Source organism: Cellulomonas sp. NPDC055163, assembly GCF_053607065.1.
This window is the reverse complement of sequence record NZ_JBSGSU010000001.1, coordinates 836440-851060: the sequence shown is the minus strand read 5'-3', so window position 1 is coordinate 851060 and position 14621 is coordinate 836440. Positions and strand designations below refer to the sequence as shown.

11 protein-coding genes are annotated in these 14621 nt (G+C 74.0%); 8 read left to right on the top strand and 3 right to left on the bottom strand.

What is annotated here, in order from left to right:
* Positions 1-269 precede the first annotated feature (269 nt).
* From ACWFNE_RS03575 to ACWFNE_RS03560, 4 genes are read left to right on the top strand one after another with little or no spacing between them, the layout of a single operon-like run.
* Complete coding sequence (locus ACWFNE_RS03575; RefSeq protein WP_452121080.1) at positions 270-1379, top strand: acyl-CoA dehydrogenase family protein; 1110 nt, start codon at positions 270-272, stop codon at positions 1377-1379.
* Between the two features lie 46 nt (positions 1380-1425).
* Complete coding sequence (locus tag ACWFNE_RS03570) at positions 1426-2505, top strand: LLM class flavin-dependent oxidoreductase (RefSeq protein WP_452121079.1); 1080 nt, start codon at positions 1426-1428, stop codon at positions 2503-2505.
* Complete coding sequence (locus ACWFNE_RS03565) at positions 2502-3821, top strand: MFS transporter (protein WP_452121078.1); 1320 nt, start codon at positions 2502-2504, stop codon at positions 3819-3821. The genes ACWFNE_RS03570 and ACWFNE_RS03565 overlap by 4 nt, the downstream gene beginning before the upstream one ends.
* A gap of 4 nt (positions 3822-3825) precedes the next feature.
* Entirely contained in the window at positions 3826-5256 is a 1431-nt protein-coding gene (locus ACWFNE_RS03560; RefSeq protein ID WP_452121077.1) for a SidA/IucD/PvdA family monooxygenase, read from the top strand.
* Positions 5257-5282: 26 nt separating this feature from the next.
* On the opposite strand, the gene ACWFNE_RS03555 is transcribed toward ACWFNE_RS03560, so the two are convergent.
* Positions 5283-6635 carry an NtaA/DmoA family FMN-dependent monooxygenase gene (locus ACWFNE_RS03555; RefSeq protein WP_452121076.1) on the bottom strand — a complete coding sequence of 451 codons (1353 nt, stop codon included), beginning with the start codon at positions 6633-6635 and terminating at the stop codon, positions 5283-5285.
* An 85-nt stretch (positions 6636-6720) separates the two neighbouring features.
* On the bottom strand, positions 6721-7515 hold the full coding sequence (locus ACWFNE_RS03550; RefSeq protein WP_452121075.1) for an NADPH-dependent oxidoreductase: 795 nt from the start codon (positions 7513-7515) through the stop codon (positions 6721-6723).
* A 308-nt stretch (positions 7516-7823) separates the two neighbouring features.
* On the opposite strand from ACWFNE_RS03550, the gene ACWFNE_RS03545 reads away from it, so the two are divergent.
* The 4 genes from ACWFNE_RS03545 (at position 7824) to ACWFNE_RS03530 (ending at position 13221) form a co-directional block, all read left to right on the top strand.
* Positions 7824-10157, top strand: coding sequence for a restriction endonuclease fold toxin-2 domain-containing protein (locus tag ACWFNE_RS03545; RefSeq protein ID WP_452121074.1), 2334 nt, complete (start codon positions 7824-7826; stop codon positions 10155-10157).
* A 12-nt stretch (positions 10158-10169) separates the two neighbouring features.
* Positions 10170-10541 (top strand): hypothetical protein, encoded by a 372-nt coding sequence (locus tag ACWFNE_RS03540; RefSeq protein WP_452121073.1) that lies wholly within the window; start codon positions 10170-10172, stop codon positions 10539-10541.
* 58 nt (positions 10542-10599) lie between these two features.
* The gene (locus ACWFNE_RS03535; protein ID WP_452121072.1) at positions 10600-11355 is read left to right on the top strand and encodes a spermidine synthase; all 756 of its coding nucleotides are present in this window, start codon (positions 10600-10602) and stop codon (positions 11353-11355) included.
* A gap of 381 nt (positions 11356-11736) precedes the next feature.
* Positions 11737-13221, top strand: a complete 1485-nt coding sequence (locus ACWFNE_RS03530) for a non-reducing end alpha-L-arabinofuranosidase family hydrolase (protein WP_452121071.1) — start codon at positions 11737-11739, stop codon at positions 13219-13221.
* A 190-nt stretch (positions 13222-13411) separates the two neighbouring features.
* On the opposite strand, the gene ACWFNE_RS03525 is transcribed toward ACWFNE_RS03530, so the two are convergent.
* A complete protein-coding gene (locus ACWFNE_RS03525; RefSeq protein WP_452121070.1) occupies positions 13412-14365 on the bottom strand; it encodes a hypothetical protein in 954 nt (317 codons plus the stop codon).
* Positions 14366-14621: the final 256 nt, after the last annotated feature.

Here is a 14621-nt window from a genome sequence, read left to right as displayed (position 1 = left end):
CCTTGTGGTGCCCTGTCTGAATGGTGAGACAACTTTTCACCATGTGAGATATCGCCCCCAAAGCCTTGCCCGCGAGCGCACGAGGTGCCGACTGCCGCGGGGCGACACCCCTGCGGACGGTGCGGGTGTCGACCCGTGAGAGGGCGCGACGAAGGGGTGGAGGCGGGCCGCGGTCTTCGCTACAGTCCGCCGATCGCCATGTCCGAATGGCGAGATATGCGTTCACCATGTGATACGTCACTCGAAACGCTTGCAACGGAGGGCCAGAGATGCCGACACCGAGTGCCCAGGTCACGCCCGTGGACGCCGTCGACGCGGCCGACGCGCACCCCCTCGTCGTCCGGGTGCGCCGGTACGCCGACGAGGTGCTGCGACCCTCCGCGCTGCGGACCGACCGCGACGGCGTCACCGCGGACCGCATCGCCGAGCTGGCCTCGCTGGGGCTCCTCAACCACCTGGCGCCGCCCGAGCACGGCGGCCTCGGGATCGACCGGGACACCGACCGCCGCCTCCACGAGATCGTGGCCGGCGCCTGCTTCACCACGTGGCTGGTGTGGGCGCAGCACGCACCGCAGGTGGGCCGGCTCGGCGAGGCACTCGCCCACGGGCGCCCGCTGCCGCCCGTCGCCCGGCAGGTGCTGCGCGGCGAGGTGCTGCTCGGCGCCGGCATCAGCGACGTGCGCCGGTTCCCCGACCGCTACGTCGCCGCGACGCGGGTCCCCGGCGGCTGGACGTTCGCCGGCACCATCTCCTGGGTCAGCGGCTGGGGCCTGAGCTCCGCCCTCACCGTCGCCGCCGTCGAGCCCGGCACCGGGACCGTCGTCACGGGCCTCGTCGTCGTCGGCCCACGCACCCGCGTGCCCGCACCGCTGCGGCTCGCCGCCGTCTCGGGCAGCCGGACCGAGCGCGTCCTGCTCGACGACGTGCTCGTCCCCGACGACCACGTGCTCTCGACGAGGTCCCTCGACCGGACCCGGTTCGAGGACATCGGCGTCGCCGGTGACGCTCGCGGCCACCACTTCGGCCTCGCCGCCACGGTCCTGGACGAGCTCGACCGATCGACGCACCCCCAGGCTCGGCACGTCGCGGACACGTGGCGGCCGCGGGTCGCTCAGATCCGTGCCCGCGCGTACGCGCTGGCGGACGAGGCGGCGCTCGCCGGCGGCGGCCCGCACCGCATCGACGAGCGGATCGCCACCAAGGTCGCGAGCGGCGAAGCGCTCTCGGTCCTCACCCGCGCCCTCCTCGTCGCCCGGTCCGGCCGCGGCCTCGCCGACGACGACACCGCCCAGCTCCACGCCCGCGCGGCGCTGTTCGTGCTCGTCCAGGGGCAGGACGCCGACGTGCGGCACGCCCAGCTCGCCCACCTCGCCCGCTGACCATCTGCTGGGCACGACCGGCCCGACCCTCGAGAAGGAAGCACCCATGAGCGCCGAGTTCCTCTGGTACATCCCCAACCAGGTCACGCCCGGCCACCGCGGCGACGCGGTGGTCCCCGACCACAACAGCCTCGCGACCCTGACCGAGCAGGCCGTGGCACTCGAGGACCACGGCTGGAAGGGTGCGCTGCTCGGCACCGGCTGGGGACGCCCCGACACGTTCACGGTCGCCGCGGCGCTGGCCGCGCGCACCACGACGTTCGAGCCCCTGATCGCCGCGCGGCCGGGCTACTGGCGTCCCGCGAACTTCGCCTCGGCGGTCGCGACGCTCGACCACCTCACCGGCGGACGCGTCCGCGTCAACGTCGTCTCCGGCAAGGACGACCTCGGCGCGTACGGCGACGGCGAGGGCGACCAGGCTCAGCGCTACGAGCGCACCCGCGAGTTCCTGCAGCTCCTGCGCCGGCTGTGGACGCAGGAGGCCGTCGACTACCGGGGCGAGCACTTCCAGGTCAGCGGCTCGACCGTCGTCCCGCGGATCGAGCCGCGCGGCGCGCGCCTGCACCCCACGCTCTACTTCGGGGGCGCGTCCGAGGCGGCCGAGCGCGTCGCCGCCACCGAGGCCGACGTCCAGCTCTTCTGGGGCGAGCCGCTCGCCGGGGTGCAGGAGCGGATCGAGCGACTGCGGGCGCTGAGCGCGGAGCTCGGCCGCGAGCACGCTCCGCTCGAGTTCGGCCTGCGGATCACGACGCTGGTCCGGGACACCACCGAGGAGGCCTGGGCCGACGCCGAGGAGAAGGTCGCGCGGATGGCCCAGGCGCAGGTCACCGGGACGCTGGACCAGCACGCACCGAACCCGCACCGCCGGACGGCCGTCGGCCAGCAGCGGCTCCTCGACCTCGCGGCGCAGGGCGAGGTGCTCGACGACAACCTCTACACGACCCCCGGGAAGTTCGGCGGCGGCGGCGCCGGCACCACGTGGCTCGTCGGCTCCGCGCAGGACGTCGCGAAGTCCCTGCGGCGGTACGCCGACCTCGGCGTCTCGCACTTCGTGCTCTCCGACACCCCGTACCTCCGGGAGATCGCACGGCAGGGAGACCAGCTCCTCCCGCTGCTGCGCGGATGAGCGCGAGCGCGGACGTCGACCCCGGCACGGGCGTGGCGGCGGTCCCCGGCCCGAGCGTGGCGGCGGACGTGCGCTCCGACCCGCACGCCCGGCACCCGCGACGGCTCGTCGTCGTCTTCGCCGTGACCCAGACCGTGGGCTACGGCGCGCTGATCCAGGCCTTCACCGTGCTGCTGGTCCCGATCGCGGAGGAGCTGGGCACCACGCGGACCGCCGTCACGGTCGCTGCGACGATCTCGGTCCTCGTGGGTGCGTTCGCCGCACTCCCGATCGGCACCCTGCTGGACCGCTACGGCGGCCGCGCGCTCATGACGGCGGGGTCGGCCGTCGGGGTCGTCGCGGTGCTGCTCTGGTCGCAGGCCGACTCGCTCGGGAGCCTCTACCTCGCGTTCGTGCTCGTCGGCCTGGCGCTGGCCATGTCCACCTACGAGGCCGCGTTCGCGGTGCTGGTCGTGGCGAGCGAACCGCACCGGCGGGACGGCGCCATCGTCGGCGTGACCCTGGTGACCGGGCTGCTCACGAGCTTCTACTACCCGCTCACCGCGTGGTTGGACAGCCTGCTCGGCTGGCGCACGGCCCTCCTGGTGCTGGCCGCGTCGCTCGCGCTCGTCGCCCTGCCCGCACACCTGTGGGCGGTGCCGGGCCGCTCCGCGCACGCGGCGCGCGTCAGCCGCGGCAGCGGGCTCCCCGTGGGGGACGCGCTGCGCAGCGCGCACTTCTGGCTGCTGCTCGTCTCATTCGCCCTCCAGGCCGGCGCGACCTCGGCGTTCCTGCTGCTGATGGTCACCTGGTTCCGCGACGTCGGGTTCAGCCCCGCAGCGGCCGCGTCCCTGCCGCTCGCGGTCGGCACCCTGCAGATCGGCTCCCGTCTCGCGCTCGCACCGCTCGCCCGCCGGTTCGGCATGGCGACGGTGACGGCCACGGCGTTCGCGGTCCAGGGCCTCGGGCTGCTCGGCCTGACGACGGCCGGGACGGCGGTGGCACCGACCCTGGCGTGCATCGCCGCCTTCGGGCTCGGCTACGGCGTCAGCGTCGTCGCGCGCCCGTCGATCGTCGCGGACTCGTTCGGCGTCGCGCGGTTCGCCAGCATCATCGCCGTGATGACCGTGCCCACGGCGGTGGCCCGCGCCGGGGCTCCCCTGGTCGGCACCTGGCTCGCCGACGCCCGGTTCCTCGTCGCGGCGGGGGTCGCGACCCTCGTGGCCGCAGGCGCCCTCGTCCCGCTCGCACGCGCCGCCCGGCGGCCCGCCGAGGTTCTCCCCGTCGCGTCCGCCGCCCCCGTCCGACCCACCCACCCCGACACCGGAAGAGCGTGACCCGATGACCGACCTGACGTCCCGCGCCGACCGCATCCGCCGGCTGTTCGGCCCCGACCCCGCACCCTGGGTGCGCGAGTCCTCGACCGACCACGACGTCGTCGTCGTCGGCGGCGGGCAGTCCGGACTCGCGATCGGCTTCGCACTGCGCCGAGCGGGCACCGGGCGCGTCCAGGTCCTCGACGCGGCCGCGCCCGACGGCACGGGCGTCTGGACGACGACCGCCCGGATGCGCACCCTGCGCACCCCGAAGGCCTGGCCCGAGCCCGAGTTCGGGCACCCCGAGCTGAGCTTCCGCGCCTGGTACGAGGACCAGCGCGGCGAGTCGGGGTACGAGGAGCTCGACCGCATCGAGCGCCTCGACTGGGCGGCCTACGTCGCGTGGGTCGAGGACACCCTCCAGGTCCCCGTGCGCCACCGCACCCGGCTGGTCGACGTCGTGCCCGCCGACGACCGCCTCACCCTCGTGCTCCAGGTCACGGCCGCGGGCCGTACGCACACCGTCGAGGAGACGACGCGCAGCCTCGTGCTCGCCAACGGTGTCGAGGGCACGGGCGGGCCGGCCCTCCCCGTCGCGCTCAGCGGGCTGCCGAGCAGCCTCGTGGCCCACACCAGCGACGCGATCGACTTCGGGGCGCTGTCCGGCCGGTCCGTCGCCGTGGTGGGAGCCGGTGCGTCCGCGTTCGACGCCGCGGGCACCGCGCTGGAGTCCGGCGCCGAGGTCCACCTGTTCACCCGGCGACCCGAGCTGATCATCCAGGGCCCCGGGGGCTTCGGCCCGCCGAACCTCGGCGCGCGCAACAACTACCACCGCCGCCCGGACGCCGACCGCTGGCGGCAGAAGGTCACCGTGGCGCGTGGCGGACGCAGCGCCCCCCTCGCCTCCCTCGAGCGGGCCCTGGCGCACCCCGACTTCCACGTGCACCTCGCGGCGCCGTGGCACTCCGCACGCCCCGCGGGCGGCCGGCTGCTCGTGCAGGCCGCCGACGGCTCGCACACGTTCGACCTCGCCATCGCGGGCACCGGCTTCCAGTACGACCCGCGGACCCGGCCCGAGCTCGCCCGGATCGCCGACGAGATCGCCCTCTGGCGCGACCGGTACGAGCCGCCGGCCGAGCTCGTCGACGACGACCTCGGCTCCTACCCCTACCTCGGCCCCGGCTTCGAGCTCCTCGAGAAGCACCCCGGCCGGGCGCCGTGGCTCAGCCGCATCCGCGTGTTCTCCGCCGCGGCGAGCATGAGCTTCGGCTACCCCGTCGGTGACGTGCAGAGCCTCGCCCCGCTCGTGCCCCGGCTCGTCGACGCCGTCGGGCGGGACCTGTTCTTCGAGGACCAGACCCTGCCCGCTCCCCCCGCCCCTGCGCCCGCAGCCCCGCGGTCCTTCCGCGACGTCTACGAGCGGGCCGTGTGGTCGCCGCACCCCGTCACGGTGTAGTGCGGGGACGCGTCCCCGCGGCGGGGTCAGGGCACCGTGCGCCCGGACCCCGCCGCGACACGGGGGGTGGCCAGCCCGAACCGGTCACGGATCGTCGCGCCCGACTCGTCGTAGCTCCGCGGGAAGACGCCGTCGGCCTGGAGGATCGGCACCACCTGGTCGACGAACCGCTCGAGGTCCTCGTGCAGCAGCGGCAGGTGGACGACGTAGCCGTCGACGACACCGTCGGCCCACCACTCGACCAGCGCGTCGGCGACCTGGCGCGGCGAGCCGACGACGAGCCGGTGCCCGCCCGGGTCGCCGTACCGGGTCACGAGCCGGCGAGCGGTCAGCCCCTCGGTCGCGACGAGGTCCTGCAGGGCGCGGGCGAACCCGACCGGCGCGTCCTGGGACGGGTCGGGCTCGAACCACGCCGGGTCGAGCACCTGGTCGGGATCCACGGTGGACGGCATCGCCGGGCGCCCGGCCGCGCGCTGCTGCGCGAGGAACCGCGCGACGAGCTCCTCCTCGTCGTGCACGCCCTGGAACGCCAGGTGCCGCTGCCGGGCGTCGGCCTCGGTGTCCCCGAGGACGACGTTCACCCCCGGCAGCAGCCGCACGTCCCCGGGCGAGCGACCCTGCGCGCGCACGCGCCCGTCGAGCTCGGCGCGGAAGCGTCGCGCGGCCTCCCGGCCGAGGATCGCGGCGTACACGATCTCGGCGTGCCGCGCCGCGAAGTCGAGTCCCGGACCCGACGCCCCCGCCTGGGCGAGCACCGGACGCCGCTGCGGGCCGGCCGGGACGGTCAGCGGGCCGCGGACGTCGAAGAACTCGCCGTGGTGGTCGATCGGGTCGGCCGCCCACAGCGGTCCCGCCGGCGGCTCCTCGGCGCCGAGCTCCCAGCTGTCCCACAGCTGCGTGAGCACCTCGACGAGCTCGTCGGCACGCCGGTAGCGCTGCTCGCGCGACTGCAGCGGGGCGTCGCCGAAGTTGGCCGCGATGTCGGGGTTGAAGCTCGTGACCAGGTTGAGGATCGTGCGCCCCCCGGAGATCGCGTCGAGCGACGCGACCCGCCGCGCCAGGTTGTACGGCGCGTTGTACGACGTGGACGCCGTGAGGACGAACCCGATGTCCGGAACCGCGCCGGCGATCGCTGCGAACAGGGCGATGGGGTCGAACACGTGCCCCGGCGCGCGGTGGTTGTCCCGCTGGTGTGCCGGGTGGTCGGAGACGAAGACCGCGTCGAGCACCCCGCGGCGGGCGATCTCCGCCGACCGCCGGTAGTGGTCCCAGTCCGCGAACCGGTCCCACCGGGTGCCCGGCCAGCGTGCGGAGAGCGGCGAGGTGCCGGTCCCGACGATCGAGGCGGCGAGGGTCAGACGGCGTCGCCCGTCGTTCATGGCAGGAACCTCTCGTGGTCAGCCGCCGGCGCAGGACGAGGTCCGGCGGGATCGATCCGGTGGTGCGAGCCCGCGGGCGTGGGCGCTACCGCGACGGCAGGCCCCGCCTCTCGAGCGCGTCCCGCAGCGCGTGCCGCCCCGCCATGGACTGCGGACCGGCGAGCCGCGCCAGGACCCGGTCGGTCCACCGCCCGGTCAGGCCGTGACGGCGGTTGTAGTCGGCCAGCCGCTCGTCGTACGAGGCGATGCCCGCGTCGGCCGCGGTGTCGTACCGCTCGTGGTGCAGCACCGCGTCCTGCGGGAGGCGGGGCTTGACCCCGGCGGGTTCGGACGGGTCGGGCGCGCCGACGGCGAGGCCGAACGCCGCAGCCGCGTACGGCGGCAGCCCGAGCTCGGCCGCGACCTCCTCCGGGTGGTTGCGGATCGCGCCCACGAAGACGCTGCCGAGGCCGAGCGACGCCGCCGCGAGGACCGCGTTCTGCGCGGCCAGCGCCGTGTCGACGAACCCGATGACCGTCGTCTCCAGGTAGTCGGTCGCGTCGAGAGGCGCTTCGGCGCTGGCGGCCAGCCGACGCGCCCGGCCCAGGTCGACGACCCAGACGAGGAAGAGCGGGGCCTGCCGGACGAAGTCCTGGTCGCCCGCCAGCGTCGCGAGCCGCGACTTCCGCTCGGGGTCCCGGACCGCCACGACGCTCCACGGCTGCAGGTTCGACGAGGTCGGGGCCGACTGAGCAGCGGCGACCAGGCCGACGAGCTCGTCGTCGGTCACCGGCCGCGGCAGGAACCGGCGCACCGACCGGTGCGCGAGCTGCAGGGTGAGGACGTCGCTCGACACCGCGAGCGTCGCGGCCGGGTCCCCGTACCTGTGCGTGATCGTCATGCCGCCTCCATGTCCCGGTGGTCGCGTGCTCGGGCTCGCGACCACGACGCCGCCCACGCGGGCCGGTGCGCCCGCGGTTGGACGGGGACCGTAGGAGCCGGCACCCGCCGGCGACAGGGGCACGCGCGTACGTCTCACATCACGGACGCCGCCGTCTCGTGGTCGCGCCGTGCGCGCTCGTGCGCCGGGCGCCACCGGCCCTGCGTGCTACCGCTCGGGTCGCGGGGCGCGACGCCCTCCAGGCCGCGACGGCGGTGGCCTTCGCTACCGTGTGTCGTGCTCATGCGAGACACGGGAGGCTCGTCGTGGTGACGACTGCAGGTCGCGCGCCCGTGCGCCCGGCGGCACCACCGGAGGGGTGGGAGGTGGCTCGCGCGCGCACGGCGGCGTGGTGGGCGGACCGCCCGGTGCTGGCCGCGCGATGGGCGCGGGTGCGTGCCGTCGGCCTGTGGGTGTCGCTCGTCCTGGTGCTGGTCATGCTGCTCGTCGTCGAGTCCGCCCGGGCCTCGGTCCGGGTGTACGTCGGGAGCTTCGTCCTCCTGGTCGTGTGGTTCCTGCTCGCCCGGACCAAGACGCTGTCGTGGGCGACGACCGCGCGGCTGTTCAGCTTGGCGGTGCTGTGGTCCGCCGTCATCGGCTGGTTCACGCTCCAGGTGGCCGCGGCGCTGGACCTGGGGCCGTCCTCGGACGGGTCCGGCGTGGCGCTCGCCGGGTTCCTGGAGGAGACCGGCAAGCTCGTCCCGCTGCTCGCGCTCGCGCTCCTCGCGCCCGGGCGGGTCCGGCGGTTCTCCGCGACGGACTGGTCGCTCGTCGGGTTCGCGTCCGGGATCGCGTTCAACGCCTACGAGGACGCGGTCCGCCAGGTGGCCTCGCGCGGGACGCTGTGGCTGTTCTGGAACCCGCCCGAGCCCTACACGCTCAACCCCTGGACGACCGCGGGGTTCGCGTCCACGGACGGTGTCGCGGTCGCGCACGGGCACCACATCTGGACCGTCACGACGGCCATGAGCATCGGGCTGGGGATCGCGCTGTGGCGCACCGGGCGCCGCCCCGCGCGCGCTGCCGGGGTCGGGCTCCCGGTGCTGTCGTTCGTGCTGACCGTCGCCGAGCACGCGTCGTACAACGCGCACAACGCCCACTCGAGCTGGCCCGCCGAGGACGCGGCCGGGTTCCCCGCCGTCCTGTCGGGGCTGTGGTCGCTCACCGGGCACGGGAGGGCGACTGGTGTGCTGTCCGCCCTGTTGCTCGTCGCGTGCCTGCTCGTGGACGTGCAGCGCCGGCACCGGGCTGCCGGGCTGGCACCGCTCGACGGCGACCGGCTGCGACCCGGCGGCGCGCTCGTCGACACGCCTCCCGGGCAGCGCCTGCTCCGGTGGTGGCAGGGACGCGTCGGCACCGGGACCGGGATCGCGCGGCGCCTGGCCTCCCTCGCGACCCCGGTGCTGCGCGCGCTCGCGCAGTGGTGGGCCGACGTCGCCGTCGTCGTCGCCGCTCACGCCCGCGTCGGGACGGAACCGCGCCGGCTCGCGGTCGGGCGCGCACGCGCCGTCGCCGTGCACGTGCGCAACATCCGCGCCGACGCGATGGCGCTGACGACCCCGGGCGTCGAGCCGCGTGCACGACGCGTCTTCCAGCGGGCGACGGCGGTCGTCGGCGGCGCCTGGCTCGCGCTCGCGCTGTGGTGGGGCACGACGATGGCCTCGGGGATCGGGCGGTACCTCCTGCTCGACGGGAACGGGAACTACCTCGCCGGCCTGCTGGAGAACGCCGGGCAGTGGTGGAACGGCCTGTCCCCCGTCCAGCAGGTCGCCGTCGGCGCCGGCGTCGCCGCCCTCGTCGCCCTGTCCGGCGGGTCGCTCGCACTGGCGGTCGGCGTCTCCGGAGTCGCGACGTACGGCCTGTCCCACGCCGAGGGCGCCGCGACGTTCACCCGCGACCCCGTCCGCGCCACCGCCGACTACCTCGCCACCACGACCCCGCTCGAAGCCGGCATGGACGCCGGCGAGCTCGTGCTGACCTTCCTCCCGGGCAACGTTGCCGGGGCCGCCGCAGGGCGAGGCGCACGCCTGCTCGGCGAGGAGATCGCACGCGACCCCGCCGCCTTCTGGGCCGCGCAGCGCGCGGCCTCCCGCGGCGACGCCGGCATGATCGACCTCGGCGCCTTCAGGCGACGCGAGCCGATCGAGCTGGCCGACGGCACCGAGCTCGCGGCGCTGGACGAGACCGCTGCGGCGGCCGCGCGCGCCCGCTACGACGCGCTCCCGGAGTCCCACCTGAGATCCTCCGGACCGGAGAGCCAGTACCAGCTCAGGGTCTACGGGGACGACGAGCGACTGATCACCCTGCCGGACGGGAGCAAGGTGTACCCCGACGGGTTCACGCCGCAGTACGGCGCCATCGGAGACGCGAAGTACGTCGGTGACCCGGCTCGTTCGTTCTACGTCCCCGAGAGCCTGGGGAAGTTCGGATCGGTCGCCGTGCAGTCGATGGACAAGAAGCTCAGCGGCCTTGCCGAGGCAGCCCAGGCGCTCGGTGGGAACGGCACGGTCGAGCTCACGACGAACAGCGTGCAGGCTGCTCGGTTCATCGAGTCGCGGATGCGCGCGCTCGGCCTCCACGGCTACGTCCGCATCGTCGAGTGATCGGAGTTCACCATGGAAGCCCTGCTCGCGGCCGCTGAAGGCGAGTACGCGTTCGACGTGGAGTCGCTCGCCAGCGCCGCCCTGACCAGGTGGCCCACGAGTCGCTTCGTCCGGTACGACGGGCAGCAGGCCGCCTTCGGCTACGGCCAGCTCCAGATCCCCGACGAGACCGGCGACGACGCGCTGCTCGTCGACCTGCTGGCCGGAGGTACCGGCTTCAACCTCGAACGGTCCCCGGAGGTGGCGGCCGAGTTCATCGCCTGGGTCACCGGACATGCCGACTTCCCCGAAGGATCGGTCGCGCTCTTCGGCTGGGCCGGTGACCCCCTGACCCTGCGCACGAACATGAGCGCGGAGGAGCTCTCGGCGTCGTTCGAGGGCTGACGTCCGGAACGCCCGGCAGCGCCGGGTGGGCGCGCGACGTCCGGCCTAGGCTGACTGGATGCCCGAGCAACCAGCACGACGTCCGCGCGTGGAGGAGCTCGCCTGGGAGCCGACGGCGATGGGCGAGATCAGCCTGCGCCGGCGCCGGGATCCGGTGACCGGAGCCGACGTGCTGGAGGTCAAGCTGGGCGACGAGTTCCTCATGTCGAGCCTGTTCACGGTGGCCGAGGAGGAGCTCGCGCGGCTCGGGCTCGCCATGACCGGGGCGTCCGCCGACGGCGGTGCGGCTCCGCTCGACGTCGTCGTGGGCGGCCTCGGGCTCGGGTACACCGCGCTCACCGTGCTGGCGGACGCGCGCGTCGGCTCGCTCGTCGTCGTCGACGCGCTCGCCGAGGTGATCGACTGGCACCAGTCCGACCTGATCCCCGCCGGCGCCGTCCTCACCGCCGACCCGCGGTGCCGGCTCGTGCACGCCGACTTCTTCGCCGCCCTCGCGTCGGACGACGGCCTGGACCCCGACGCGCCCGGCCGCCGGTGGGACGCCGTCCTGGTCGACATCGACCACTCGCCCCGCCACCTGCTCAACCCCAGCCACGCGGGCTTCTACACGCCGGCCGGCCTGCAGCGGCTGCGCGAGCACCTCGTGCCCGGCGGCGTGTTCGCGCTGTGGTCCAACGACCCGCCGGACGAGGAGTACCTGGAGCTCCTGCGCACCGCGCTGGTCGACGTCCGGGCGGACGTGGTCACCTTCCCGAACCCCCTGCAGGGCCGGGACGCCACCAACACCGTCTACCTCGGGCGCGCTCCGCGCTGAGCCGGACCGGTCACGCGTCGCACGTGCGGTCCCGCTCGAAGCGTTTCGCACGGGGTCGGGAGCCATCGCTCCGTGCCACATTGGTCTCGGCTACGTGTTAACGCTCACACCGCGATGTCACGGACACCGGGAGACGGCCGTGGGCGACAACGCTGTCGGCAAGGCTCCCGACTGGATCGCGCCACGCGCGATCGCACCCGCGACGACACGGCGCAGCCACCCTGCGCAGCGGCCGGCGCGGACGTCGTGCAGCACAGCAGGGGGAACGGCGCCCACCAGCGCCGCGAGCCCGTCCGCGTCGGACGACTGACGGCCCCGCGGGAGCGGGTGCGCGGCACGGCGCACCCGCTCCCGACCCGACCCGACAAGGGAGATGAACAGGTGAGAAGAACTCCAGGAAGCGCGCGACGACGCTGGTCCGCGACGCTCCTTGCGCTGGGTGTCGCGGTCACTGGTGCGGTCGCGGTCGCGGCGGCGCCGACAGCGAGCGCGGCGAACATCGACACCACGGCGTCGTACGTGCTGGTCAACCGCAACAGCGGCAAGGCCCTCGACGTGTACGCCCGGGCCACCACCGACGGTGCCCGCATCGCGCAGTGGTCGCGTAACGACGGCACCAACCAGCAGTGGCAGCTCGTCGACTCCGGCAACGGCTACTACCGGGTCAGGTCGGTGCTGTCGGGCAAGGTCCTCGACGTCAGCGGCGGGTCCACGGCCGACGGCGCCGCGATCATCCAGTGGACCGACAACAACGCGTCCAACCAGCAGTTCAGCATCCAGGACGTCGACGGGTACACCCAGCTGGTCAGCCGCAGCAGCGGCAAGGCCGTCGAGGTGCAGGGCGCGTCCACCGCCGACGGCGGCAACGTCGTCCAGTACTCCGACTGGAACGGCACCAACCAGCAGTGGCAGCTCGTCCGGGTCGGCGGCACCCCGACGCCCACGCCGACACCGACGGGCGCGTGCCCGCTGCCGTCGAGCTACCGGTGGGACTCCACCGGTCCCCTCGCCCAGCCGCGGTCGGGATGGACGTCGCTGAAGGACTTCACGAACGTCGTCCACAACGGCAAGCACCTCGTGTACGCGTCGAACGTCGTGAACGGCAGCTACGGCTCGATGGCGTTCAACCCGTTCACGAGCTGGTCGGACATGGCCTCCGCGAGCCAGAACGCGCTCCCGTCGGGCACCGTCGCTCCCACGTTGTTCTACTTCGCGCCCAAGAACATCTGGGTGCTCGCCTACCAGTGGGGTCAGTGGCCGTTCATCTACCGGACCTCGACCGACCCGACGAACGTGAGCTCGTGGTCGTCGCCGCAGCCGCTGTTCACGGGCAGCATCTCCGGCTCCGGGACCGGCCCCATCGACCAGACGCTCATCGCTGACGGGCAGAACATGTACCTGTTCTTCGCCGGCGACAACGGCAAGATCTACCGCGCGAGCATGCCGATCGGGAACTTCCCGAGCAGCTTCGGGTCGAGCTACACGACGATCATGAGCGACACCACGGCCAACCTGTTCGAGGGCGTCGAGGTCTACAAGGTCGCCGGTCAGAGCCAGTACCTGATGCTCGTCGAGGCGATGGGCTCGGGCGGGCGGTACTTCCGCTCGTTCACGGCCTCGAGCCTCGACGGCACGTGGACGCCGCAGGCCGCCAGCGAGAGCAACCCCTTCGCGGGCAAGGCCAACAGCGGCGCGACGTGGACCAACGACATCAGCCACGGTGACCTGGTCCGGTCCAACCCCGACCAGACCAAGACCATCGACCCCTGCAACCTTCAGCTGCTCTACCAGGGTCGCGACCCCAGCGTGAACGTCGAGTACAACAACCTGCCCTACCGCCCGGGCCTACTCACCCTCCGGCGGTGACGGCCGCAGGGCAGGGTCCGGCCCGGCGTCGCTGACGGGCTCGGACGGCACACCCACGACTGCGGGAGCCGAGGAGGGTGGGCTCGACCCGATCGAGCCCACCCTCGCCCGGCCCTCGGCGCCGGCGGTGCCGCAGCGGGCGCCTTCCGCCGTCTCAGCAGCGTGTCACCGCGGTGCTCGTGGACACGGGTCAGCCCGGCCTGAAGTAGTAGGTGCCCTCGACGGCCGCGAACAACGTGTACCGCCGGCCGTCCAGTCCCCGGAACTGCGTGTCGTCGGACTTCCTGCTCCAGAACCGGCGGAGCTCGTCGGGATGGAGCAAGGTCGACGGGTCCGTCGTCTCGACCGGCTTCGCGGCGGGCGGCCGGGCGGCGGGGCGGCCCTCGACGTCGGCGGTTCCGGTCTCCGCGGCGACGGGAGGACCCGGCGCCCGCTCGATGTCCTGCTGCCGCTTCCGCTCCCGGTAGCGCTTCGTCGCCTCCGCCAGCATGCCCTCCGGACTGGCGAGGTAGTCGCGGCGGGCGGGCAGGTTCGGGAACCTGTCCATGAGGAGCTGGGTGTGGCCGGCCACGACCTGCGTCTGGTAGAACCCCTCGAACGTCAACCAGAGCCCCGTACCGGTGAACCGACCCGCCAGACCGTGGTCGACCTCCTGACCCTTCGGCAGGAAGTGCCGGAACGTCGGGTCGACATGCTTGTTCCAGGCGCCCGACGTCATCATCGCGGCACTTGCCTTGGCCCGCAGCGACGCCGACCGGTACTCGAGGGCCTCGGCCCGTCTGCCGTACTCGGCGGCGGTGTCGACCTTTCCCGACCGCACGTCGCCCTGCAGCTCGGCGAACGTGGCCACCTGGTCGAAGTGGGCCAGCTCGAACGCCAGGACCCCCGCGAGGACCATCTTGGCCTGGTCGACCCTGCTGGGGTTGATGTGGATGGTGCGGGTCGGGGCGTGCCAGTGGGCCGCCGTCGGCATGCCGGGATCGAGCTCGACCGTGCAGCCGCCCCCGTCGCGGATCCTGGCCGCCAGCTCGAGGTAGACCGGCGACTGCATGACCACGTCCAGCGCGCGCCGGAGCAGGTCGCGCCGCGAGTCCGGGATCGTCATCTTGTACGCGATCGGATCGAAGCGCTGGACCGTCGCCACAGCACGTCCGACGGCCCGGTTGCCGGCGGTCCGCTGGAGCGCGAGAACGCCGGCGGCGGGCAGGGCGGGTGATCGGACCGGGTCCGCGGGCCACGGCCGGAGGACCGACGACATCCGGCCGTCGGCGGTCCGCGGAGTGACCGGTGTGGTCTGCCCCGACGACGGCCGTCGCTCCCCACGCATCACGTGCCCCCCGACGCAGCGCGAGCCCACGGTGGCACCGAGGAGTCGGGAGCGTCAAGCACAGCTCTGGCTC